This window comes from Streptomyces sp. NPDC101225 (assembly GCF_044767585.1).
In the GTDB taxonomy this organism is placed as follows: Bacteria; Actinomycetota; Actinomycetes; order Streptomycetales; family Streptomycetaceae; genus Streptomyces.
In genome coordinates this window covers 1-21,240 of sequence record NZ_JBIWOE010000077.1, presented here as the reverse complement: position 1 = coordinate 21,240, position 21,240 = coordinate 1, and the positions used below count along the sequence as shown (strand labels likewise).

At 72.3% G+C, this 21,240-nt stretch carries 22 protein-coding genes and 1 pseudogene; 9 read left to right on the top strand and 14 right to left on the bottom strand.

Annotated features, from left to right (window positions below):
* Positions 1-216, top strand: a pseudogene (locus ACIRPX_RS44985) (IS110 family transposase); the annotation flags it as partial.
* A gap of 22 nt (positions 217-238) precedes the next feature.
* Here ACIRPX_RS44985 and ACIRPX_RS44980 read toward each other — a convergent pair.
* Positions 239-997 carry an alpha/beta hydrolase gene (locus tag ACIRPX_RS44980; RefSeq protein WP_404205961.1) on the bottom strand — a complete coding sequence of 253 codons (759 nt, stop codon included), beginning with the start codon at positions 995-997 and terminating at the stop codon, positions 239-241.
* Positions 998-1,110: 113 nt separating this feature from the next.
* On the opposite strand from ACIRPX_RS44980, the gene ACIRPX_RS44975 reads away from it, so the two are divergent.
* The gene (locus ACIRPX_RS44975; RefSeq protein WP_404205960.1) at positions 1,111-2,268 is read left to right on the top strand and encodes an adenosine deaminase; all 1,158 of its coding nucleotides are present in this window, start codon (positions 1,111-1,113) and stop codon (positions 2,266-2,268) included.
* A gap of 140 nt (positions 2,269-2,408) precedes the next feature.
* A complete protein-coding gene (locus ACIRPX_RS44970) occupies positions 2,409-2,753 on the top strand; it encodes an ATP-binding protein (protein WP_404205959.1) in 345 nt (114 codons plus the stop codon).
* Positions 2,754-2,826: 73 nt separating this feature from the next.
* On the opposite strand, the gene ACIRPX_RS44965 is transcribed toward ACIRPX_RS44970, so the two are convergent.
* The 5 genes from ACIRPX_RS44965 to afsQ1 form a co-directional block, all read right to left on the bottom strand.
* Positions 2,827-3,033 carry a PspC domain-containing protein gene (locus ACIRPX_RS44965; protein WP_404205958.1) on the bottom strand — a complete coding sequence of 69 codons (207 nt, stop codon included), beginning with the start codon at positions 3,031-3,033 and terminating at the stop codon, positions 2,827-2,829.
* Positions 3,034-3,128: 95 nt separating this feature from the next.
* Complete coding sequence (locus ACIRPX_RS44960) at positions 3,129-3,680, bottom strand: VanZ family protein (protein ID WP_404205957.1); 552 nt, start codon at positions 3,678-3,680, stop codon at positions 3,129-3,131.
* Positions 3,681-3,782: 102 nt separating this feature from the next.
* On the bottom strand, positions 3,783-4,385 hold the full coding sequence (locus tag ACIRPX_RS44955) for a hypothetical protein (protein WP_404205956.1): 603 nt from the start codon (positions 4,383-4,385) through the stop codon (positions 3,783-3,785).
* On the bottom strand, positions 4,382-5,947 hold the full coding sequence (locus tag ACIRPX_RS44950; RefSeq protein ID WP_404205955.1) for an ATP-binding protein: 1,566 nt from the start codon (positions 5,945-5,947) through the stop codon (positions 4,382-4,384). The genes ACIRPX_RS44955 and ACIRPX_RS44950 overlap by 4 nt, the downstream gene beginning before the upstream one ends.
* Positions 5,944-6,621: a two-component system response regulator AfsQ1 gene (gene afsQ1, locus ACIRPX_RS44945; RefSeq protein WP_181387337.1), complete on the bottom strand. Its 678-nt coding sequence runs from the start codon at positions 6,619-6,621 to the stop codon at positions 5,944-5,946. The genes ACIRPX_RS44950 and afsQ1 overlap by 4 nt, the downstream gene beginning before the upstream one ends.
* Before the next feature lie 231 nt (positions 6,622-6,852).
* Here afsQ1 and ACIRPX_RS44940 point away from each other — a divergent pair, with 231 nt between their 5' ends.
* Positions 6,853-7,593: a SigE family RNA polymerase sigma factor gene (locus ACIRPX_RS44940; RefSeq protein WP_404205954.1), complete on the top strand. Its 741-nt coding sequence runs from the start codon at positions 6,853-6,855 to the stop codon at positions 7,591-7,593.
* 199 nt (positions 7,594-7,792) lie between these two features.
* Here ACIRPX_RS44940 and ACIRPX_RS44935 read toward each other — a convergent pair whose 3' ends face one another.
* Complete coding sequence (locus ACIRPX_RS44935; protein WP_404205953.1) at positions 7,793-8,464, bottom strand: uridine kinase; 672 nt, start codon at positions 8,462-8,464, stop codon at positions 7,793-7,795.
* A 127-nt stretch (positions 8,465-8,591) separates the two neighbouring features.
* Here ACIRPX_RS44935 and ACIRPX_RS44930 point away from each other — a divergent pair, with 127 nt between their 5' ends.
* Complete coding sequence (locus ACIRPX_RS44930) at positions 8,592-8,912, top strand: hypothetical protein (protein WP_404205952.1); 321 nt, start codon at positions 8,592-8,594, stop codon at positions 8,910-8,912.
* A 92-nt stretch (positions 8,913-9,004) separates the two neighbouring features.
* On the opposite strand, the gene ACIRPX_RS44925 is transcribed toward ACIRPX_RS44930, so the two are convergent.
* From ACIRPX_RS44925 to deoC, 3 genes are read right to left on the bottom strand one after another with little or no spacing between them, the layout of a single operon-like run.
* Positions 9,005-9,892 (bottom strand): aldehyde dehydrogenase family protein, encoded by an 888-nt coding sequence (locus tag ACIRPX_RS44925; protein ID WP_404205951.1) that lies wholly within the window; start codon positions 9,890-9,892, stop codon positions 9,005-9,007.
* A complete protein-coding gene (locus ACIRPX_RS44920) occupies positions 9,885-11,321 on the bottom strand; it encodes an aldehyde dehydrogenase family protein (protein WP_404205950.1) in 1,437 nt (478 codons plus the stop codon). The genes ACIRPX_RS44925 and ACIRPX_RS44920 overlap by 8 nt, the downstream gene beginning before the upstream one ends.
* 5 nt (positions 11,322-11,326) lie before the next feature.
* A complete protein-coding gene (deoC, locus tag ACIRPX_RS44915; RefSeq protein WP_404205963.1) occupies positions 11,327-12,289 on the bottom strand; it encodes a deoxyribose-phosphate aldolase in 963 nt (320 codons plus the stop codon).
* A gap of 210 nt (positions 12,290-12,499) precedes the next feature.
* Here deoC and ACIRPX_RS44910 point away from each other — a divergent pair, with 210 nt between their 5' ends.
* Positions 12,500-13,213 (top strand): PH domain-containing protein, encoded by a 714-nt coding sequence (locus ACIRPX_RS44910; protein WP_404205949.1) that lies wholly within the window; start codon positions 12,500-12,502, stop codon positions 13,211-13,213.
* An 87-nt stretch (positions 13,214-13,300) separates the two neighbouring features.
* Here the strand turns inward: ACIRPX_RS44910 and ACIRPX_RS44905 are convergent, their stop codons facing one another.
* The 3 genes from ACIRPX_RS44905 to ACIRPX_RS44895 all read right to left on the bottom strand — a co-directional run bounded on the left by ACIRPX_RS44905 (position 13,301) and on the right by ACIRPX_RS44895 (position 16,420).
* Positions 13,301-14,932: a phospho-sugar mutase gene (locus tag ACIRPX_RS44905; protein ID WP_404205948.1), complete on the bottom strand. Its 1,632-nt coding sequence runs from the start codon at positions 14,930-14,932 to the stop codon at positions 13,301-13,303.
* 82 nt (positions 14,933-15,014) lie between these two features.
* Positions 15,015-15,839 (bottom strand): purine-nucleoside phosphorylase, encoded by an 825-nt coding sequence (locus tag ACIRPX_RS44900; RefSeq protein WP_404205947.1) that lies wholly within the window; start codon positions 15,837-15,839, stop codon positions 15,015-15,017.
* 143 nt (positions 15,840-15,982) lie between these two features.
* Positions 15,983-16,420 (bottom strand): gamma-glutamylcyclotransferase, encoded by a 438-nt coding sequence (locus tag ACIRPX_RS44895; RefSeq protein WP_404205946.1) that lies wholly within the window; start codon positions 16,418-16,420, stop codon positions 15,983-15,985.
* A gap of 129 nt (positions 16,421-16,549) precedes the next feature.
* On the opposite strand from ACIRPX_RS44895, the gene ACIRPX_RS44890 reads away from it, so the two are divergent.
* Together ACIRPX_RS44890 and ACIRPX_RS44885 are read left to right on the top strand one after the other, a co-directional pair.
* Entirely contained in the window at positions 16,550-17,998 is a 1,449-nt protein-coding gene (locus ACIRPX_RS44890; RefSeq protein WP_404205945.1) for an NAD(P)H-quinone dehydrogenase, read from the top strand.
* Between the two features lie 177 nt (positions 17,999-18,175).
* Complete coding sequence (locus ACIRPX_RS44885; protein ID WP_404205944.1) at positions 18,176-19,123, top strand: DeoR/GlpR family DNA-binding transcription regulator; 948 nt, start codon at positions 18,176-18,178, stop codon at positions 19,121-19,123.
* Between the two features lie 85 nt (positions 19,124-19,208).
* Here ACIRPX_RS44885 and ACIRPX_RS44880 read toward each other — a convergent pair whose 3' ends face one another.
* Entirely contained in the window at positions 19,209-19,760 is a 552-nt protein-coding gene (locus ACIRPX_RS44880; protein ID WP_404205962.1) for a TetR/AcrR family transcriptional regulator, read from the bottom strand.
* Positions 19,761-19,950: 190 nt separating this feature from the next.
* Here ACIRPX_RS44880 and ACIRPX_RS44875 point away from each other — a divergent pair, with 190 nt between their 5' ends.
* Complete coding sequence (locus ACIRPX_RS44875; RefSeq protein ID WP_404205943.1) at positions 19,951-20,940, top strand: response regulator transcription factor; 990 nt, start codon at positions 19,951-19,953, stop codon at positions 20,938-20,940.
* Positions 20,941-21,240 lie beyond the last annotated feature (300 nt).

Sequence of the window (21,240 nt, the reverse complement as noted above, 5' to 3'; positions counted from 1 at the left end):
GGCGGTGACCGCGCGGCCAACAACGCCCTGCACACGATCGTCCTGGTCCGCCTCCGCTACGACCAGCGCACCCAGGAATACATGGCCCGACGCACCGCAGAAGGCATGACCAAGAAGGACGTCGTCCGCTGCCTGAAACGGTTCGTCGCCCGCGAGATCTACCGTCACCTACCCCATGTGACCCACACCACCGAACCGCTCCCACAGACCGCTTGACGATCTATAGGAGCTTCCCCGGTCAGCGGCGCAGCGACTTGCCGAACCCCGAGGCCAGCGGCATCCGAAGGCCCAGCGGAGGCGGCGCCGCGAAGGCGTCCTCGACCGGCCGGGCGTACGCCCGCCCGAACAGACTCCCCATCACGAAGTTCTCCGCCAGCGCCTGCACTTCGCTGCGGTACTGGTGCAAGCCGTGCCCGTCCGAGTGGACTTCGAAGCGGCACACCTCCCGGTTGGCCTTCTTCGCCCGCGCCGCGAGACGGAAGGACAACTCGGGGTCGCAGACGGTGTCGTTGGTGCCGTGCACGATCAGCACTCGCCGCCCCACGAGCTGTTTCATCGGTTCGGGCGAGGCGGCGACGTCCTCCTCCGGCAGCCAAGGCCCGATCGCCAGGACGGAGTTGACGGCTTCGTGACCGCCCGCGCGCAGTGCCGCCCGGGCGCCCATGTCGACGCCGACGAGGCAGATCGGCACGTCGCCGTACCGCCGTACGACCTCGTCGGCGGCCCAGGTGGCGTCGCGCGCCAGATGGGCCTCGCTGCCGTTCCAGCCGCGGTAGCGGTAGTGGACGACATGCGTCGCCAGGTCCTCCTCACGGCCCGCGCGGGCCAGCCGTCTGCCCAACGCGCGTACGGATGCGGTCGCCAGCACGGGGGACGGTCTGCGGGCCGACTCCTCGGCTCCGCCGGGGAGCAGCAGGACCACTCCGCTCACCGCTGTCGGCTCCGGGCCGAGCGCCCGCCCCAGCCGGGCCCGGATCGGCATCGCTTGGTGCGCCATGACAGAACAGTGTCAGAAGGGTGGGTGTACTCGACCCGTACGTGCGGTCACCGTTACATATCGACGGAACTGTACAGCGGGCGATCTACGCGCGTAGGGGATAGAGTGCGGAAATGACGAGCCAGGCCATCTCGAAGACCCCGACGCCGGACCAGATCCGCCGGGCGCCCAAGGTTCTGCTGCACGACCACCTCGACGGCGGCCTCCGCCCGGGGACGATCGTCGAACTCGCCCGCGAGGCGGGCTACTCACGTCTCCCGGAGACCGACCCCGACAAGCTCGGCATCTGGTTCCGCGAGGCCGCCGACTCCGGTTCGCTGGAACGGTATCTGGAGACCTTCTCCCACACCGTCGGGGTGATGCAGACCCGCGACGCCCTCGTCCGGGTCGCCCGCGAGTGCGCCGAGGACCTCGCCGAGGACGGTGTGGTCTACGCCGAGGTGCGCTACGCCCCCGAGCAGCACCTCGACGGCGGACTCAGCCTCGAAGAGGTCGTCGAGGCCGTCAACGAGGGCTTCCGGGAGGGGGAGCGGCTGGCCCGGGCGAACGGACACCGCATCCGCGTCGGTGCCCTGCTCACCGCCATGCGGCACGCCGCCCGCGCCCTGGAGATCGCGGAACTCGCCAACCGCTACCGGGACTCGGGTGTCGTCGGCTTCGACATCGCGGGCGCGGAGGCCGGTTACCCGCCCACCCGGCACCTCGACGCCTTCGAGTACCTCAAGCGCGAGAACAACCACTTCACCATCCACGCCGGCGAGGCCTTCGGGCTGCCGTCCATCTGGCAGGCCCTCCAGTGGTGCGGCGCCGACCGGCTCGGGCACGGCGTGCGCATCATCGACGACATCCAGGTGCAGGCCGACGGCTCGGTGACGCTCGGCCGGCTCGCCTCCTACGTCCGCGACAAGCGCATCCCACTGGAGCTGTGCCCCAGCTCCAACCTCCAGACCGGTGCGGCGACGTCCTACGCCGAGCATCCGATCGGTCTGCTGCGCCGGCTCCACTTCCGGGCCACCGTAAATACCGACAATCGCCTCATGTCGGGCACCAGTATGAGCAGGGAATTCGAGTACCTGGTCGAGGCGTTCGGTTATTCGCTCGACGATCTCCAGTGGTTCTCCGTCAATGCGATGAAATCAGCGTTCATTCCTTTCGATGAACGACTCGCGATGATCAATGACGTGATCAAGCCCGGATATGCGGAGCTGAAATCCGAATGGCTGTTCCAGCAGACCGCCTCTACCAGCGGTTCTGCGGATTCGGAGGAGTGAGCGAAAAAAACGGGGTGTGAGGAATGCGCACAGGTATTCACAACCCGTCCGCATTTCGATGTTTGCGGCGGGCGGGTGCGCGTGTTTACGGTCTGGGGCACCGCTCACATCCCCGTAATCCATTTCGAGGACGCAACTTCATGAAGCAGTCTGCTGCCAAGACCCTGGGTGTCGCCGCTCTCGGAGCCGCCTTCGCCGCCACGGGCGCGGGCGCCGCGAACGCGGCTCCGGCGGTTCCGGACGCCACCGGAACGCTGGATTCCGTCACCAGCCAGCTCCCGGCGCAGAACGTCTCCCAGGCGCTCCCAGGCGCTCAGGCGGCCGTGGCCCAGGGCAAGCCCACCATCGAGCGTGGGCTGGCCTCCGTGCAGCCGGCCGCCCGGCGGGCCATCGCCGACGGCCCCTCCACGCCGGTCGCCGGACTGCTCGGCGGCCTGCCCGTGCAGGGCGGCGTGCCGGTGAAGGGCCTGCCGCTCGGCGGCTGATCCGCCCGCGTGAACGCGCCGACGGGGCGCACCCTTGGACACGGGGTGCGCCCCGTCGGCGTACGAGCAGATGTCACCAGGCCGTGCGGCCGGACGCCTTCTCCTCCGAGGGCAGCAGGATCCACAGCGCTATGTAGAGCAGGAACTGCGGGCCCGGCAGCAGGCAGGAGAGCAGGAAGATCACCCGCATCGTGGTCGCGGAGGTGCCGAAGCGCCGCGCCAGACCGGCGCACACGCCACCGATCATGCGGCCGTGGGTGGGGCGGACGAGGGCGGACATGTGCGGCTCCTTCGTGAGCGTCGGTAGGGGAGAGCCCGGGTGGCTTCCTCATCTGCCGTCAACGCTACGCGGACAAAGGGGGGCACAGCGTCGCTCTACGGTGCGATCCCCACCCTGGGAAACGTCGGGGTCCGACCCTGAGCCGCTTCCTCCTGGCGGACGGCCGCACGGTCGCTGCGCTCCGCCCGGCGGCGGAGCCGGGAACGGGCCGCGGGGACCGCGGCGAGGTGCGCGACGGCCACGCCCACCGTGTTCAGCAGCAGCGAGTCGACGTCCGGCACCCGCCCCGGCACGCCCGTCTGCAGCAGCAGGATGCCCAGCGAGACCAGGGCGCCCGCGGCGACCGTACGGACGAAGGAGGCGAACGGGGAGACGCGGAGCCTGCCGTGCGCCGCCGGCAGCAGCACCCCGAGCGGCGCGAGGAGGGCGAGTCCCGCGGCGATCCGGCGGACCGCCACCGGTCCGCCGAGCGCGAGATCGGCCCGGATGCCGGCGAACGGGCGCAGATTGGGCGGCATCACCCAGGGCACGTCCAGCGGCCGCAGCGTGAACCAGGCGACGAACGCGAGGTGTGCGACGAGGAGGACAACCCCTGTCACACGGATGCGGATCGCGGCGCTGCCGCCGATGGAGCCTTGACGCTGCACGCCCCCCTAGACGCGGCCCCCGGCAGGATCGGTTCCGGGTCGCCCCCGGGTACCTGTGTGAGGCCTGCGCCACACGGGCTCCCGCGGCCCGCCCGCGCCGGGTCAGCCGCCCGTGACCGCGCTCGACGGCGGCTGCGTGGTGCCCGGGCGGGAGCGGACCTCGTCGGTGCACTCGTAGCGGCGCAGCGGCTCGCGGCCGGGGCCGCCGAGGATGACCGAGCCGTCCCCCTCCGCCGCCGCCGAGTCGGAGAAGGTGCACACGACCTGGGCGAGGGCGAACGAGGTGAGGTCGCCGGGCGAGCTGCTGAGGCGGAGCGTGTCCTCGGGGTCGCCGGCGTGCGGGCCGCCGACGGTCGTGCCGCCGCGCACGACCGTGGTGTACCCGGCCTCCTTCTCGGCGGCCGACGGCGTCGCCGCGAGCTGGTCCAGCAGCCCCTGGGCCACCAGCACCCGCCGCTGCGAGTCCGCGGTGCCGTCCGGCACCCGTACCGTCCGGTCCACGGCGACCAGCGAGGAGCCGCACACCAGGAACACCTGCACCGGCAGCCCGCGCGAGGTCTGCACCGCGACGTCCGGCTCGGGGAGCGAGCACCGCACCTTCGAGGGCGCCGCCCCGAAGTCCGTGGGCACCTCGGTGGAGCGGATGCCGCACCCGGCAAGCAGCGCGGCCAGGACCGGGACCGCCAGCAGGCGTCGTACGGTCATGTGGCGTCCCCGTTCTTCCCCTGGTCCTTCTCGGCCTCCTGCGCGAGCCGTGACGCGTCGCGCGGCAGCCGCAGCGTGAACACCGCGCCGCCCTCGGCGGAGTTGGCGGCGGTGATCTCGCCGCCGTGGATGTGCGCGTTCTCCATCGCGATGGACAGGCCCAGGCCGCTGCCCTCGGAGCGCGGCCGGGAGGCGCTCGCCTTGTAGAAGCGGTCGAAGACGTGCGGCAGGACGTCCTCGGGGATGCCGGGGCCGTGGTCCCGCACCGCGATGACGATCTCGTCGTCCGTCTCCCGCACCGAGACCCGCACCGGGGAGCCGCCGTGCTTGAGGGCGTTGCCGATGAGGTTCGCCAGGATCACGTCCAGGCGGCGCGGGTCGAGCCGGGCGTGGACGCCGCGTTCGGCGTCCAGGTCCACCGCGTCCAGCCAGGCGCGCGCGTCGATGCAGGCGGTGATCTGGTCGGCGATGTCCACGTCGTCGAGCACCAGCCGGGCGGTGCCCGCGTCGAAGCGGGTGACCTCCATCAGGTTCTCGACCAGGTCGTTGAGCCGCCGGGTCTCGCTGACGACGAGCCGTACGGCGGGCTCGATCATCGGGTCCACCGAGCCCGACTCCGCCTCCAGCTCCTCCTCCAGGATCTCGGTCACGGCGGTGATCGCGGTCAGCGGCGTACGGAGCTCATGGCTCATGTCCGCGACGAAGCGCCGGGACGACTCGTCCCGTGTGGCCATGTACTCGACCCGCTTCTCCAGCGCCTCGGCCGCGTGGTTGAACGTCCGTGACAGATCGGCGAGTTCGTCCGTGCCCGACACCCTGAGCCGGGTGTCCAGCTTGCCCTCGCCGAGCCGCCGGGCGGCCACGCCCAGCCGCTGTACCGGCTTGAGCACGGTGGAGGCGGCGGCCTGCGCGAGCAGCGCGGAGCCGATCAGCGCGAGGCCGGTGGCGATCCCCAGCGACCAGGCGAGGGAGTTGAGGTCCTTGGCCTCCGGCTCCAGCGACTTGAGCATGTAGCCGGTCGACCCGCCGTCGATCACCCGCGTGCCGGCCACCAGGTACGGCGTGCCGTGGTCGACGACGCGCTGCCAGTACAGGTGGTAGGCGTACTTGTTGCCGGAGTCGACCGCCTGCTTCCTGTTGACGGCCGCCCGCAGCGAGGCGGGCACGTCCTGCAGCGAGAAGCCGTCGAGGCCGCCCGAACTGCCGTACACCGTGCGGCCGTCGGAGTCGTGGGCGACGAGCAGCACGCTGAAGCGCTGGCTGGTGTTCGCCATCTGCCCCGCGGTGTGCTGCAGTTCGTCCTGGGTGGGATGCGGGGGCAGGGTGCCCGCGCGGTTCTGCATCGCCTGCTTGAAGTCGCCGAGCACCGCGTCCTGGGTCCGGGTGAGCACGGCCTCGCGGTTGAGCCAGTAGGCGATGCCCGACGCGGACACGGCCGCGGTGAGCGCCACCAGCCCGAACACGACGACCAGCCGCAGCCGGAGACTGGTGAACCGCAGTCGCGACAGATGTCCCTTGCGGGCCGCGGCCCAGCCGCGGACCCCCCCTTGCGCTGGTGTCACTGAGGCGTGTCCAGCCGGTAGCCCACGCCGCGCACGGTACGGATCAGCGTCGGGGAGGACGGGACGTCCTCGACCTTGGCGCGCAGCCGCTGGACGCAGGCGTCCACCAGCCGGGAGTCGCCGAGGTAGTCGTGCTCCCACACCAGGCGCAGCAACTGCTGCCGGGACAGGGCCTGTCCGGGCCGCCGGCTCAGTTCGAGCAGCAGCCTGAGCTCGGTCGGGGTGAGCTGGAGGTCCTCGCCGTTCTTGGTCACGGTCATGGCCGCGCGGTCGATGACCAGCGAGCCGAAGGTCGCCGAGTCGTTCGCCTCCCGCTCACCGCGCCGCAGCACGGCCCGGATACGGGCGTCGAGCACCCGCCCCTGGACGGGTTTGACGACGTAGTCGTCGGCGCCGGACTCCAGGCCCACGACCACGTCGATGTCGTCGCTGCGCGCGGTCAGCAGGATGATCGGCAGCTGGTCGGTGCGCCGGATGCGCCGGCACACCTCGAACCCGTCGATGCCGGGCAGCATCACGTCCAGCACGATCAGGTCCGGCCGCTGCTCGCGCAGGAGCTTCAGACCGTCCTCACCGGTGGCAGCGGTGGCAACCCGGTGTCCCTGGCGCGTAAGAGACAGCTCCAGGGCCGTACGGATGGCGTCGTCGTCCTCGATCAGCAACAGGGAAGGCACGAGGCACATTCTGGCCCATGGCAGGCCGCGGTTTCGACTCCTGTACGGGTACGTGCACGTACCGCTCCTCTCTGTGACCGGGCTGTGCTCCTGGCACGAGGGACCCCTGTGACAGGTCTGTGACAGTCGGCTGACACGGCGATGAAGGTGCCCGGGCAAGCTTTTCGGCACAGGCAAGGAAGCACCGCCTGAGAAGACCGAACACCGGAAGTCCACGACGGGGGGCGCGAGATGAACACGCTGCACGGCACCAGCATCAGCGCAGTGATCACGCGCCTGCACGACGTGAACGGGGGCCGGGGTTCAGAGAAGTCCGGTGCCGTGAGCGGGCGGGGGTGCGCTCGCGGCACCGGGCGTCAGCACACCGGGTACATGTCGGTGGTTGACACCACGGGGGAGAACCACGGGGGAAGCGCGTACAGGGAGGACACGGGGGAACGTCGCTCGCTGTCGGAGGCGGAGTTCACCGCCTACGTCCAGGAGCGCCGCGCCTCCCTGTACGCAACCGCCTACCACCTGACCGGCGACCGCTTCGAGGCCGAGGACCTGCTGCAGAGCGCGCTGTTCTCGACCTACCGGGCATGGGACCGGATCAGCGACAAGGCGGCGGTCGGCGGATACCTCCGCCGCACCATGACCAATCTGCACATCAGCGCGTGGCGCCGCCGCAAGCTGAACGAGTACCCGACCGAGGAACTGCCGGAGACGCCCGGCGACACGGACGCGATGCGCGGCACCGAGCTGCGCGCCGTGCTGTGGCAGGCGCTCGCCCGGCTGCCCGAACTCCAGCGCACGATGCTGGTCCTGCGCTACTACGAGGGCCGCACCGACCCGGAGATCGCGGACATCCTCGACATCAGTGTCGGCACGGTGAAGTCCAGCATCTGGCGCTCGCTGCGCCGGCTGCGCGAGGACGAGGTCCTCAGCTTCGGCCGTGACGAGGAGGACGCCTTCGGGGAGCTCGTCGCCTGAGGGTCCGGGGGAAGCACGGGGGCAGGACGGGGGAACGGTCACCGGGGGGACCCACGGGGGAAACGGGGGTCACGGGGGATCGGCAACCCGGGGGGGGGGAGCACCACGGGGGAACGGGGAAGAGCGGGACCGGAGGGCCGGGGGGTCCGTCCGGTCCCGCTTCTCGTCCGCGCGCCGGCCGGCATCCGGGCGCCGGTGCTCAGTTCGCGGGAGCCGCGGCCGGGCGCCGGCCCTCCCCCACGCTCGAATGCGCTCGCGCGGGGGGACCCCCATCGGCGGCCGCCAGCCGGCCCAGGGCCTCGTCCCGGTCGCAGGCGTACGCGCCGAGAGCGGTCTGCCGGGCGATGATCGAGCGCTCCTCGCGCATCAGCCGCCAGCCCCGGCGGACCAGGAACGGGACCGACTTGCGGCCCTCCCTGAGGTCGCGCACGAACCGGCGGCGGAAGGTGCGGACCGCACCGCGGCTCAGGCACAGCGCGTCGGCCAAAAGCCCCGACTCCCGGCAGTGCCCGACGATCTCCGCCGCGAAGATGCCCTCCGCGATGAACACCGGCGTCCGCCCGATGTCGACGGTCTCCGCACCGGTGCGGGCGGACCGGGAGAGGTCGTAGACGGGGACGTTCGTACGGCCCGTGCGGCACAGCTCCGCGATCGCGGCGACGGCCACGTCCGTGTCCCAGGAGTCCGGGTGGTCCCAGTCGATGTCGCCGCTGCCCGCCACCAGGGGCAGCGTCGGGTCCGCGCCCTCCTTGTAGAAGTCGTCGAGGCGCAGCACGGGAAGGCCGGAGCGGGCGGCGACGAGGGACTTGCCCGAGCCCGAGGGGCCGCACAGCAGCACGACGCGGGCGGGCGGGGAGGGATGGATGCTCACGGGACACCAGTTTGACGTATGGCGTACGCCCTGCCGACCCCGCGGGTCGGCTTTTGAGCGCACATCACACCTCAACTACCCTTCGTGTCGACTCGATTACCCGACGCATTCGAAGGTGGCCCCAGCCATGGCACGACACTCGTCCCCCCTCGACTCGACCGCCGCGCGCGCCCTGATCGCCCTCACGGCCGCGACGGCCGCCCTGGGGGCGGGCGCGACGGCGGCGTCCGCGGCCTCCGCCGCCGCGCCGCAGGCCGGTCCGGTGCAGGGCGTCGGGGGCGACGTCACGATCCTCAGGGGCGCCGCCGGCGACCCGCACGGCAACGGTGTCGACATCCCGCTCTCCCAGCTGACCGGCCCGGTCACCCAGACCGGCCCGATCGGCGCCGTCCCCGCGATCGAGGGGGTCGCGGGACTGCTGGGCGGCGGGGCGAGCGGCCTGTCCTGACGGGGCGCGCGTCGCGGCGGCGCGCGAAGGAGAGCCGCGTTCTCCCCGGACGGGGGGAGGACGCGGCTCTCGGTCCCGCGGAAGGGGCCGGCTCAGTACGAGGAGCCGGACGCGCCCAGCGCACCCGTCGGGTGCCAGACGGTCTTGGTCTCCAGGAACGCCGTCATGCGGTCGGTGCCCGGAGCCGCCGTCCAGTCGTCCACAGGCTGTGGACGAAGGACCCGCTTGAGGTTGTCCGCCGCCGCGATCTCCAGCTCCTTCGCCAGCGCGTCGTCGGCGCCCGCGAGGTCGATCGCGTTGACGTCCTGGTGCGCGGCCAGCGGGGCGGCGATCTCCGCCGTACGGCCGGACAGGACGTTGACGACGCCGCCGGGCAGGTCGGAGGTGGCCAGCACCTCGCCCAGCGACAGGGCGGGCAGCGGGGACTTCTCGCTGGCGATCACGATCGCCGTGTTGCCGGTCGCGATCACCGGGGCGAGCACCGAGACCAGGCCCAGGAAGGACGAGTCCTGGGGCGCGAGGACCACGACCACGCCGGTCGGCTCCGGCGAGGAGAGGTTGAAGAACGGGCCCGCGACCGGGTTTCCGCCGCCCACCACCTGGGCGATCTTGTCCGTCCAGCCCGCGTACCAGACCCAGCGGTCGATCGCGGCGTCCACGACGGCGGTCGCCTTCGGCCTGGACAGCCCCTCCGACTCGGCGACCTCGCGGACGAACTGTTCCTTGCGGCCCTCGAGCATCTCCGCGATGCGGTAGAGGATCTGGCCGCGGTTGTAGGCGGTCGCGCCGGACCATCCGCCGACCGCCTTGCGGGCGGCGACCACCGCGTCACGGGCGTCCTTGCGGGACGAAAGGGGCACGTTCGCCAGCCAGTTGCCCTTCTTGTCGGTCACCTCGTACACCCGGCCGCTCTCGGAACGCGGGAACTTCCCGCCGACGTACAGCTTGTAGGTCTTGAAGACAGAAAGTCGCTCAGACATCGAGGTACGCCTCCAGGCCGTGGCGGCCGCCCTCGCGGCCGAAGCCCGACTCCTTGTAGCCGCCGAACGGCGAGGTCGGGTCGAACTTGTTGAACGTGTTGGACCAGACGACGCCCGCCCGGAGCCTGTTCGCGACCGCGAGGATGCGCGAGCCCTTCTCCGTCCAGATGCCCGCCGACAGGCCGTAGGGGGTGTTGTTGGCCTTGGCGACGGCCTCGTCGGGGGTGCGGAAGGTCAGCACCGACAGCACCGGGCCGAAGATCTCGTCCCGGGCGATGGTGTGCGCCTGGGTGACGTTCGTGAACAGCGTCGGGGCGAACCAGTAGCCGCTCTCCGGGAGATCGCAGGCCGGGGACCAGCGCTCGGCGCCCTCCGCCTCGCCGCGCTCGACGAGGGAGGTGATGCGGGCGAGCTGCTCCGCGGAGTTGATCGCGCCGATGTCCGTGTTCTTGTCCAGCGGGTCGCCGAGCCGGAGCGTCGACAGCCGCCGCTTGAGGGAGTCGAGGAGCTCGTCCTGGATCGACTCCTGGACCAGCAGCCGGCTGCCCGCGCAGCACACCTGGCCCTGGTTGAAGAAGATGCCGCCCACGATCCCCTCGACCGCCTGGTCGATCGGGGCGTCGTCGAAGACGATGTTGGCGCCCTTGCCGCCCAGTTCGAGGGTGAGCTTCTTGCGGCTGCCCGCGACCGTGCGCGCGATCTCCTTGCCGACGGCCGTGGAGCCGGTGAAGGCGACCTTGTTCACGTCCGGGTGGGCGACGAGCGCGGCGCCCGCGTCGCCGTATCCCGGAAGGATGTTGACGACGCCCCTGGGCAGTCCCGCCTGGCGGCAGACGTCCGCGAAGAAGAGGGCGGAGAGCGGGGTCGTCTCGGCGGGCTTGAGGACGACCGTGTTGCCGGTGGCGAGCGCGGGAGCGATCTTCCACGCGAGCATCAGCAGCGGGAAGTTCCAGGGGATGACCTGGCCCGCGACGCCCAGCGGGCGCGGGTCCGCGCCGAAGCCGGCGTGGCCGAGCTTGTCGGCCCAGCCCGCGTAGTAGAAGAAGTGCGCGGCGACCAGGGGGAGGTCCGCGTCGCGCGTCTCCTTGATCGGCTTGCCGTTGTCCAGCGTCTCCAGGACGGCCAGCTCACGGCTGCGCTCCTGGATGATCCGGGCGATGCGGAACAGGTACTTGGCGCGCTCGGAGCCGGGCAGCGCCGACCACTTCTCGAAGGCCCTGCGGGCCGCCTTCACCGCGCGGTCCACGTCCGCCTCGCCGGCCTGGGCGACCTCGGACAGGACCTCCTCGGTCGACGGGGAGACGGTCTTGAAGACCTTGCCGTCGGCGGCCTCCGTGAACTCGCCGTCGACGAACAGGCCGTAGGACGGGGCGATGTCGACGATCGAGCGGGACTCGGGCGCCGGGGCGTATGCGAATGCGGATGCCATGGTGATCAGTCCACCGTCACGTAGTCGGGGCCGGAGTAGCGGCCGGTGGCCAGCTTCTGACGCTGCATCAGCAGGTCGTTCAGGAGTGAGGAGGCGCCGAAGCGGAACCAGTGGTTGTCCAGCCAGTCCTCGCCGGCGGTCTCGTTGACCAGGACGAGGAACTTGATCGCGTCCTTGGACGTACGGATGCCGCCGGCCGGCTTCACCCCGACCTGCACCCCGGTCTGGGCGCGGAAGTCGCGCACCGCCTCCAGCATCAGCAGGGTGTTCGCGGGCGTCGCGTTCACCGCCACCTTGCCGGTGGAGGTCTTGATGAAGTCGGCGCCCGCCAGCATGCCGAGCCAGCTCGCGCGGCGGATGTTGTCGTACGTCGACAGCTCGCCCGTCTCGAAGATGACCTTCAGGCGGGCCGAGGTCCCGCAGGTCTCCTTCACCGCGGCGATCTCGTCGTACACCTTGACGTAGTCGCCCGCGAGGAACGCCCCGCGGTCGATGACCATGTCGATCTCGTCGGCGCCCGCGGCGACGGCCTCGCGCACGTCCGCCAGCTTCACGGAGAGCGCTGCGCGGCCCGCCGGGAAGGCGGTGGCGACCGAGGCGACCTTCACGGTCGAGCCGGCCACGGCCTCCTTGGCGACGGGCACCATGTCGGGATAGACGCAGACGGCCGCGGTCGGCGGAGCCGAGCGGTCCGTCGGATCGGGCCGGACCGCCTTGGCGCCGAGCGCCCGGACCTTGCCCGGGGTGTCCGCGCCTTCCAGCGTCGTCAGGTCGACCATCGAGATGGCGAGGTCGATGGCGTACGCCTTCGCGGTGGTCTTGATGGAACGGGTGCCGAGCGAGGCGGCGCGCGCCTCCAGGCCGACCGCGTCGACGCCGGGCAGCCCGTGCAGGAAGCGGCGCAGCGTGCGGCCGGACGCGGTGACGTCCGTCAGTGCGTGTGCTGCGGAGGGTGCGTTCGTGGGCATGGTCACCAGACGAGCATATCTACGCGCGTAGCGGCTGTACAGCCCGGGTCGCCGGATCGCCGCGGGCGCCGACCGCCCGCCACGCCCCCGGGGCGCGCGGAACCGCGCGACCGGCCACGTCGGACCCGCACTCGCCCCGGCGGACCGGCCCTCCCCCGCCGGGCCCGGGCGATCGGCGCAGCGCCGCAGGCATACGGCACAATCGCAGGCATGACGACCCCCGACCACGAGTCACCAGCGCCGCAGCCCCCCACCCCTGGGCAGCGGGACCGCGTCTACCGTTCCCCCATGGGCATCGCCGGAGGCGTCCTGCTGCTGGCCATCGTGGCCTGGCTCGGCATCGACGCGCTCGCCACCGGGCGCGAGCGCACGCCCTGGCTGGCGCTCGCCACGATGATCTTCCTGGTGCCGCTGGTCGCGACCTTCACGCTGCGCCCCGCCGTGTTCGCCAACGAGGAGCGGCTGCGCATCCGCAACCCCTTCCGCGTCATCACGGTGCCCTGGGGCGAGGTCGTCTCGCTGCGCTCCGGCTACTCCAACGAGGTCGTCGCGAAGTCCGGCGGCAAGTACCAGCTGTGGGCCGTCCCCGTCTCGCTGCGGGCCCGCAAGAAGGCGGCCGCCCGGGACGCCAGGGCGAACGCGCAGCGCGCCGCCGAGGCGGGCGGCCGGGGCGGACGCCGTGGCTCCGGCATGGGCGGCGGCTTCGGCTTCGGCGGCCTCTCCCGCGGCGCCGCCGCCGGCGTCTCCGACGGGCCCGCCCGCGCCGAGTCCGACAAGGTCATGGACGACCTGCGCGAACTGCTGGAGACCAAGGGGGAGTCGGACGCGGCCCAGGGCGAGGTGACGGTCCGCTGGGCGTACGAGATCGCGGCACCGGTGGTGGCCGGTGCCGTGCTGCTGGCGATCCTGGTGGCGACGGGCTGAGCGGGGCGCCGCACGAGACGCCGAACGGGGTGCCCGGTGCGGGCACCCCGTTCTTCACGCCGGGCGGCCGGCCGCCGGCCGCCCGCCTCAGATGCCGGCGGCGGCCGACAGGTCGCGCTTGATCGCGTCGAGGAGGCCGGAGGCGGTCGCGTGGGCCGCCGGGAGGCCGGCGTGGCCGGCGACCGGGACGACGACCTCCAGGTAGCACTTCAGCTTGGGTTCGGTGCCGCTGGGGCGGACGACCACGCGGGCGCCGTCGAGCGTGTAGCGCAGGCCGTCGGTGGGCGGGAGCCGGTCCGTGCCCCGGGTGAGGTCCTCGGCCCGGGTGACGGCCAGGCCCCCGAGCTCGGTCGGCGGCTGCTCGCGCAGGCGGCGCATCGCGTCGGCGATGACCGACAGGTCCTCCACCCGGACCGCGAGCTGGTCGGTGGCGTGCAGGCCGTGCTCCACCGCGAGGTCGTCGAGGAGATCCGTCAGCGTACGGCCCTCCTCCTTGAGCGCGGAGGCCAGTTCGGTGATGAGCAGGGCGGCGGTGATGCCGTCCTTGTCCCGTACGCCGTCCGGGTCGACGCAGTAGCCGAGGGCCTCCTCGTAGCCGTAGCGCAGGCCCTCGACGCGGGCGATCCACTTGAAGCCGGTGAGGGTCTCCTCGTACGGCAGGCCCGCCTTCTCGGCGATGCGGCCGAGGAGGGAGGAGGAGACGATCGACTCCGCGAACGTCCCGCGGGCGCCGCGCCGCACCAGGTGCGCGGCGAGCAGCGCGCCGACCTCGTCCCCGCGCAGCATCCGCCAGTCGCCGCCGTCCTTGACGGCCACGGCGCAGCGGTCGGCGTCCGGGTCGTTCGCGATGATCAGGTCGGGGTCGGACGCGCGGGCCCTGGCGAACGCCAGGTCCATGGCGCCCGGCTCCTCCGGGTTGGGGAAGGCGACCGTGGGGAAGTCCGGGTCCGGCTCGGCCTGCTCGGCGACCAGGAGGGGCTCCGGGAAGCCGGCGCGGGCGAAGGCGGCGAGGAGGGTGTCCCTGCCGACGCCGTGCATCGCCGTGTAGACGGTGCGCGCCGTGCGGGGGGAGCCGGCGGCGAGCACGGCGTCCGTGCGGGCGAGGTAGGCGTCGAGGACCGAGTCGCCGAGGATCTCCCAGCCGGCGTCCGGGCGCGGGACGTCCGCCAGGGCGGCGATCGCGTCGATCTCGGCGGCGATCTCCGCGTCGGCGGGCGGCACGATCTGCGAGCCGTCACCGAGGTAGACCTTGTAGCCGTTGTCCCGGGGCGGGTTGTGGCTGGCGGTGACCTCGACGCCGGCGACCGCGCCGAGGTGCCGTATGGCATACGCCAGGACGGGGGTCGGCAGCGGGCGGGGGAGCACGGCGGCCCGCAGCCCCGCGCCCGTGATGACCGACGCCGTGTCGCGGGCGAAGTCGGCGGACTTGTGGCGGGCGTCGTAGCCGATCACGACCAGGCCGCCGCGCCGCCCCTTGCCGTCGAGGTACGCGGCGAGACCGGCGGCCGCCCTGATGACGACAGCGCGGTTCATCCGCATGGGCCCGGCGCCGAGTTCGCCCCGCAGACCCGCGGTGCCGAACTGGAGGGTGCCGCCGAACCGGTCGGCGAGCTCCGTGACGTCCCCCGCCTCGATCAGCTTGGCGAGTTCGTCGCGGGTCTCCGGGTCGGGGTCCTCGGCGAGCCATGCGTGGGCGCGGGCGAGCAGTTCCTCGTGCACGTCGGGGTCAGCCTCTCGTGTGTGTCGATGCGGGTCCGCATCATCCGGCCCGTCGGGGGGCGTCGGCCCCCGGCAACGGTGTCTACAGCCGCCCGAGCACCTGGGCCAGCAGCGACCCCATCCGCGTCGCGCTGTCCCGCCCGGCCTGCAGGACCTCCTCGTGGTTGAGCGGCTCGCCGGTCATCCCGGCGGCGAGGTTCGTCACGAGGGAGATGCCGAGCACCTCCGCGCCCGCCTCACGCGCGGCGATGGCTTCCAGCACCGTCGACATGCCCACCAGGTCCGCCCCGATCACCCGGGCCATGCGGATCTCGGCCGGCGTCTCGTAGTGCGGGCCGGGGAACTGGGCGTAGACGCCCTCCTCCAGCGTGGAGTCGATCTCCTTGCACAGGGCGCGCAGGCGCGGGGAGTACAGGTCGGTGAGGTCGACGAAGTTGGCGCCCACGATCGGGGAGGCCGCCGTCAGGTTGATGTGGTCGCTGATCAGCACGGGCTGCCCGGGGCGCATGCCCTCGCGCAGACCGCCGCAGCCGTTGGTCAGGACCACGGTCTTGCAGCCGGCGGCGACGGCGGTGCGGACGCCGTGCGCGACGGCGGCGACGCCACGGCCCTCGTAGTAGTGGGTGCGGCCGAGGAAGACCAGTGCGCGCTTGTCGCCGGACCGGTAGGAGCGGATCTTGCCGCCGTGCCCCTCCACCGCCGGGGGCGGGAACCCGGGCAGCTCGGTGACCGGGAACTCGGCGTCGGGAGCGCCGAGGGCGTCCACCGCCGGCGCCCAGCCGGAGCCCATCACGAGGGCGACGTCGTGGGTCTCGGCGCCGGTCAGTTCGCGCAGGCGCGCGGCGGCGGCGTCGGCGGCGGCATGCGGGTCGCCCTGGATGTCGTCCGGAAGAAGAGATGCGTTCACGCGGACGAGAGTAGCCGGTCTCGGCCTACGCGCGTAGATGACAGAGCTCACGGGTTGGCGATCGTTGTCTTGTCGTTTCCAACGAAATCCGTGACGTGACGGTCCCTGTGAGCGGCCTGTGACCGCTCCGTGCACCGGCTGTGTCAGCAGGGACGCTTCCGCAGCTCCATCACGTAGTCGTGCGGAGCGCCCGCGGACTCCGCCGCGTCGGCGATCTCGCCCAGGTAGCGCGCCGCCGGCAGGCCGCCCTCGTAGCCGTCGAGGACGTAGGTCCAGGCGGGCTCCTCGCCGTCCAGCGTGTGCACCCGGGTGCGCGCCCGGCGGTAGATGCCGAGCCCGACGCCCTCCCAGCGGTCCATGGCCTCCTCGTCGGGCGGCGCGATGTCGTACAGCGCGACGAAGACCTGGCAGAAGGGGTCCTCGACGATCGTCGCCAGCGCGCCCTCCCAGCCCATGTGCTCGCCCCCGAAGGTCAGCCGCCACCCGTTCAGCCAGCCGGTGGCGCGCAGCGGCGAGTGCGGGGCGCGACGGGACATCAGCCGCGCGTCGAGGTTGCCGGCGTACGCGGCGTAGAGCGACATGGGTCGAGGGTACGGCAGCGGGCACACACGTCCCGCCGGTACCAGAGGCCCCTTGCCAACCCATTGCCCCGCGCGGGCGGAGCCCGTGCCCGTGCCCCCGGGCGGAAGCACCTTGAAGAGTGCGGGACAATGGGGTACGTGACTCGGATCGTGATCATCGGTGGCGGACCCGGCGGATACGAGGCGGCCCTGGTGGCCGCCCAGCTCGGCGCGGAGGTGACCGTCGTCGACTGCGACGGTCTGGGCGGAGCGTCGGTGCTGACCGACTGCGTGCCGTCGAAGACCCTTATCGCTACGGCCGAGGTGATGACCACCTTCGACTCGTCGTACGAAGAGCTCGGCATCATCGTCGCCGACGACACCCCGCCGCTGGAGCAGGCCGCGCGGGTGGTCGGCGTGGACCTCGGCAAGGTGAACCGGCGTGTGAAGCGGCTCGCCCTCGCCCAGTCGCACGACATCACCGCCTCGGTCACGCGCGCGGGCGCCCGGGTCATGCGCGGCCGCGGGCGCCTGGAGGGCATGCAGGCCCTCGACGGCTCCCGCAAGGTCGTGGTCGCCGCCGCCGACGGCAGCGAGGAGACCCTCACCGCCGACGCGGTCCTGATCGCCACCGGCGGTCACCCGCGCGAGGTGCCCGACGCCCAGCCCGACGGCGAGCGCATCCTCAACTGGACGCAGGTCTACGACCTGACCGAGCTTCCCGAGGAGCTCATCGTGGTCGGCTCCGGTGTCACCGGTGCCGAGTTCGCCGGCGCCTACCAGGCCCTCGGCTCCAAGGTCACCCTCGTCTCCTCGCGCGACCGCGTGCTGCCCGGGGAGGACCCGGACGCCGCCGCCGTCCTGGAGGACGTCTTCCGCCGCCGCGGCATGAACGTCATGGCGCGCTCCCGTGCCGCCGCCGCCAAGCGGGTCGGCGACCGGGTCGAGGTCACCCTCTCCGACGGCCGTGTCATCAGCGGCACGCACTGCCTGATGGCGGTCGGCGCCATCCCGAACAGCCAGGGCATGGGCCTGGAGGAGGCGGGCGTCAGGCTGCGCGACTCCGGGCACATCTGGACCGACAAGGTCTCGCGCACCACCGCCCCGGGCGTCTACGCCGCCGGTGACGTGACCGGTGTCTTCGCGCTCGCGTCCGTGGCCGCCATGCAGGGACGTATCGCCATGTACCACTTCCTGGGCGACGCGGTGGCCCCGCTGAACCTGAAGACGGTCTCCTCCAACGTCTTCACCGACCCCGAGATCGCGACCGTCGGCTACACGCAGGCGGACGTCGACGGGGGCAAGATCGACGCCCGGGTCGTCAAGCTGCCCCTGCTGCGCAACCCGCGCGCCAAGATGCAGGGCATCCGCGACGGCTTCGTCAAGCTGTTCTGCCGCCCGGGCACGGGGATCGTGGTGGGCGGCGTCGTCGTCGCGCCGCGCGCCTCGGAGCTGATCCACCCGATCTCGATCGCCGTCGACAACAATCTGACGGTCGAACAGATCGCGAACGCGTTCACCGTGTACCCGTCCCTTTCGGGGTCGATCGCGGAGGTCGCCCGGCAGCTCCACACCCGCAAGACGAGCGGGGACGTCTAGGCCCGATCCGGCGGCCGGATCCGACTCCCCGCTGGTCACAGGGAGTTGTCGAGCATGCGTGCGGCATAGGCGGGGCGGGTAGGCCCTATACCACTTCCCGGCCCTGTGTGCGAACAACTTCTGTTATTCACCGCAAACTGCTGAAACCAGACGGTCGTTGGGGTTACTGTCAGTTTCGTGTTCGCTGCAGAACGTCGTCAATTGATCCTCGAAATGGTGCGAGCGAACGGGGCCGTGTCGCTCCGTGAGCTCGCCCGCGTCGTCCAGACCTCCGAAGTGACCGTACGGCGGGACGTGCGCGCACTGGAGGCAGAAGGACTCCTCGACCGCCGGCACGGCGGTGCGGTACTGCCGGGCGGGTTCACGCGGGAGTCCGGCTTTCCGCAGAAATCGCATCTCGCGACCGCCGAGAAGACGGCCATCGCGGACCTCGCCGCCAACTTCGTGGAAGAGGGCGAGGCCATCGTGGTCGGGGCGGGCACCACCACCCAGGAGCTGGCCCGCCGGCTCGCCCGGGTGCCCGGGCTCACCGTCGTCACCAACTCCCTGCTGGTCGCCCAGGCGCTGGCCCATGCCAACCGCGTGGAGGTCGTGATGACCGGCGGCACCCTGCGCGGTTCCAACTACGCGCTCGTGGGCAGCGGCGCCGAGCAGTCCCTGCAGGGGCTGCGGGTCTCGCGGGCCTTCCTCTCCGGGAGCGGGCTCACCGCCGAGCGCGGGCTGTCCACGTCCAACATGCTCTCGGCGTCCGTCGACCGGGCGCTGGTGCAGGCGGCGGCGGAGGTCGTCGTCCTCGCCGATCACACCAAGCTCGGTACGGACACCATGTTCCAGACCGTGCCCACGGACGTGATCACCCGGCTGGTGACCGACGAGCCGCCGGCGCACGACGACCGTGCGTCGACCGAGCTGCAGGCCCTTGCCGACCAAGGCGTGCAGATCGCGGTGGCCGGAGCGTCCGGGACCGCGGGCGGTGATTCGGTCCCCCCGCGCCAGCCGCGCCGGGACGTGGCCCTGCCGGGACCTCGGCGCGGGGCCGCGGGACTGCGGACGGCGACGGTGCTCGGTGAGAACTCGGCGGGGGCCGAGCAGCGGGCGCGGGTCGCGGACATGCGGCGTCGTTGAGGTGCGCGCCGTGTCGTCGTAGGGGTCGCGGTTCGTCGGGCGGGTGCGGGTCGGACGTGTCCGGTCGCGCAGCTCCCCGCGCCCCTCAGGGCGTTGCGGCCAGGCCCCTCAGCGTCAGGTTCAGCAAGCGGTCCGCGACAGCCGGGTCCGTCGGGGACTGCTCCGCGGCCAGCGCGATGGCGTGGGTCAGTTGCAGGAGGTCGCCGATGGCGACGTCCGGGCGGACCTTGCCGGCCTGCTGGGCCCGGGTCAGCAGGGCCTGACCCGCCTCCCGGATCGGGTCGCTGCAGCGGGAGAGGGCCGACGTGCTGTCGGAGGAGACCGACAGCAGGGCCCGGGCCAGGCCGCGGTACTCGCTCGCGTGCGTGACCGTCTCGCGGAGCCAGGTCACCAGGGCCGTGCAGGGCTCGGGGGCGCCCAGCAGCTCACGGGAGCGGGTGAGCAGATCGCCGACCGCGTCCTCGAAGACGGCGCTCAACAGGGCGTGCCGGTTGGGGAAGTGGCGGTAGAGGGTGCCGATGCCCACACCCGCGCGGCGGGCCACGTCCTCCAGGGACGTGTCCGTGCCGTGGGCGGCGAAGGCGGAGCGGGCCTCGGCGAGCAGCCGCTCGTGGTTGCGGCGGGCGTCGGCCCGCATGGCGCGCGGTGTCTCGGGCGTCCCCGAGGCACCGCCGTGCGCGGAGGTCTTCGCGTCCACCCTGACTCCCGCCCGTCCTCGTGTGCGCCCCCTTCCGCCTCAAGGATGCCATCGGGCAAGCGCGCGCGGGTGAAGGACCGTGCACAGGCCGTACCGTCTTCTCAGGCGGGAGTAGCGCCGGGAGACCGGGATGGACATCAGCGGTGCGGACGCGCGTCAGGTGCTGACGCTCGTACAGAACCTGGAGGAGTCCGACTCCGTCCGGGAGTTGCGGGAGCGGGCGCTGCCCGGGCTGGCCGGGCTGATCGGCGCCGACGCGGCCCAGTGCTACCGGTTCTCGGCCGACGGGACGGGGGTCTTCGCCCTCTCGGTGCCACGGGAGTCCTTCCACGAGGACCCGATGGTCATCTACGACCATCCCCTCGACCACCCGCTGACCGCCGCCATGCTGGACACCCCGGCCCCGGACGCCTGGCGGGTGAGCGACGTCGCCGGGGACCGGCAGTGGCGGCGCACCCACTGCTACAACCTCGACTTCCGCCCCTTCGGGCTGCGCCGTCACCTGGTGGCCTCGGCCGGCTCGGAGGCGGCCGTGGCCGAAGGGTACGCGCTGGCCCGCTGCGGCGAGGACTTCACCGAGCGCGACCGCGACCTGTTCGGCTTCGCCCAGCTCCGGCTGGGCCTCGCGGAACGGGCGGTGCGCGAACGCGAGCAACTGCGCGCGCTGGCCGCCGTCGCCCTGGACCTGGCCGGCGGTCATGAACGCGGGGTCGCCGCACTCGACGAGGGCGGGCACCCGCTGGCCCTCAACGCCGTCGCCGCCGGCCTGCTGGCCGTCGTGGGCGACGATCCGCGGGTGGGGCGGCCCGAGTCGTTCGTCACCCGGCACGTCGAGGTGCGGTACGTGCCCCCGGCCGGACCCGGGCTGTCCGCCCTGCTGCTTCTGCGCGACCTCGCCCGGCCCCGTGCGACGGCCCGCAGCATCGGGGTCACCGAGCAGGAGCACCGCACGCTGCGCCATCTCCACGAGGGGCGCACGGCGACCGAGGCGGCTCGGCACATGGGGCTGTCGCCGACCACCGTGCGCGGCTACATCGCCTCCCTGCACCGCAAGTTGGAGGCGGGGCACACGGCGGCGCTGCTGCGCCGGGGACGGGATCTCGGGCTGATCGGCGACTGAGGGATGCGATAGGTCGCGACCCGTCAGAATTGACGGATGGCCGCCGGGCACGTCCCGCCGCTTCACTGATCTGAGGCGCTCCGCGAGAAGACGGCACCGGCCGGTGCGGGGCACCGGCGGAGACCAGCGCCTCGGGGGACGGGGGAGATGGAACGAGGCGCCCGGCGGACTGTTGCTCCAGTCCGCCGGGCGCCTCGTGAACGTCCCGGTGGTCAGTCCTTGATCTCGCAGATGGCGGCGCCGGAGGTGAGGGAGGCGCCGATCTCGGCGTTGAGGCCCTTGATGGTGCCGGATTTGTGG

What these genes read in the sequence shown, in the direction of transcription:
- ACIRPX_RS44980 (WP_404205961.1), bottom strand. Translation starts at nt 997, where the DNA reads ATGGCGCACCAAGCGATGCCGATCCGGGCCCGGCTGGGGCGGGCGCTC.
- ACIRPX_RS44975 (WP_404205960.1), top strand. Translation starts at nt 1,111, where the DNA reads ATGACGAGCCAGGCCATCTCGAAGACCCCGACGCCGGACCAGATCCGC.
- ACIRPX_RS44970 (WP_404205959.1), top strand. Translation starts at nt 2,409, where the DNA reads ATGAAGCAGTCTGCTGCCAAGACCCTGGGTGTCGCCGCTCTCGGAGCC.
- ACIRPX_RS44965 (WP_404205958.1), bottom strand. Translation starts at nt 3,033, where the DNA reads ATGTCCGCCCTCGTCCGCCCCACCCACGGCCGCATGATCGGTGGCGTG.
- ACIRPX_RS44955 (WP_404205956.1), bottom strand. Translation starts at nt 4,385, where the DNA reads ATGACCGTACGACGCCTGCTGGCGGTCCCGGTCCTGGCCGCGCTGCTT.
- ACIRPX_RS44940 (WP_404205954.1), top strand. Translation starts at nt 6,853, where the DNA reads ATGAACACGCTGCACGGCACCAGCATCAGCGCAGTGATCACGCGCCTG.
- ACIRPX_RS44930 (WP_404205952.1), top strand. Translation starts at nt 8,592, where the DNA reads ATGGCACGACACTCGTCCCCCCTCGACTCGACCGCCGCGCGCGCCCTG.
- ACIRPX_RS44925 (WP_404205951.1), bottom strand. Translation starts at nt 9,892, where the DNA reads ATGTCTGAGCGACTTTCTGTCTTCAAGACCTACAAGCTGTACGTCGGC.
- ACIRPX_RS44920 (WP_404205950.1), bottom strand. Translation starts at nt 11,321, where the DNA reads ATGGCATCCGCATTCGCATACGCCCCGGCGCCCGAGTCCCGCTCGATC.
- deoC (WP_404205963.1), bottom strand. Translation starts at nt 12,289, where the DNA reads ATGCCCACGAACGCACCCTCCGCAGCACACGCACTGACGGACGTCACC.
- ACIRPX_RS44910 (WP_404205949.1), top strand. Translation starts at nt 12,500, where the DNA reads ATGACGACCCCCGACCACGAGTCACCAGCGCCGCAGCCCCCCACCCCT.
- ACIRPX_RS44895 (WP_404205946.1), bottom strand. Translation starts at nt 16,420, where the DNA reads ATGTCGCTCTACGCCGCGTACGCCGGCAACCTCGACGCGCGGCTGATG.
- ACIRPX_RS44890 (WP_404205945.1), top strand. Translation starts at nt 16,550, where the DNA reads ATGGGGTACGTGACTCGGATCGTGATCATCGGTGGCGGACCCGGCGGA.
- ACIRPX_RS44880 (WP_404205962.1), bottom strand. Translation starts at nt 19,760, where the DNA reads ATGCGGGCCGACGCCCGCCGCAACCACGAGCGGCTGCTCGCCGAGGCC.
- ACIRPX_RS44875 (WP_404205943.1), top strand. Translation starts at nt 19,951, where the DNA reads ATGGACATCAGCGGTGCGGACGCGCGTCAGGTGCTGACGCTCGTACAG.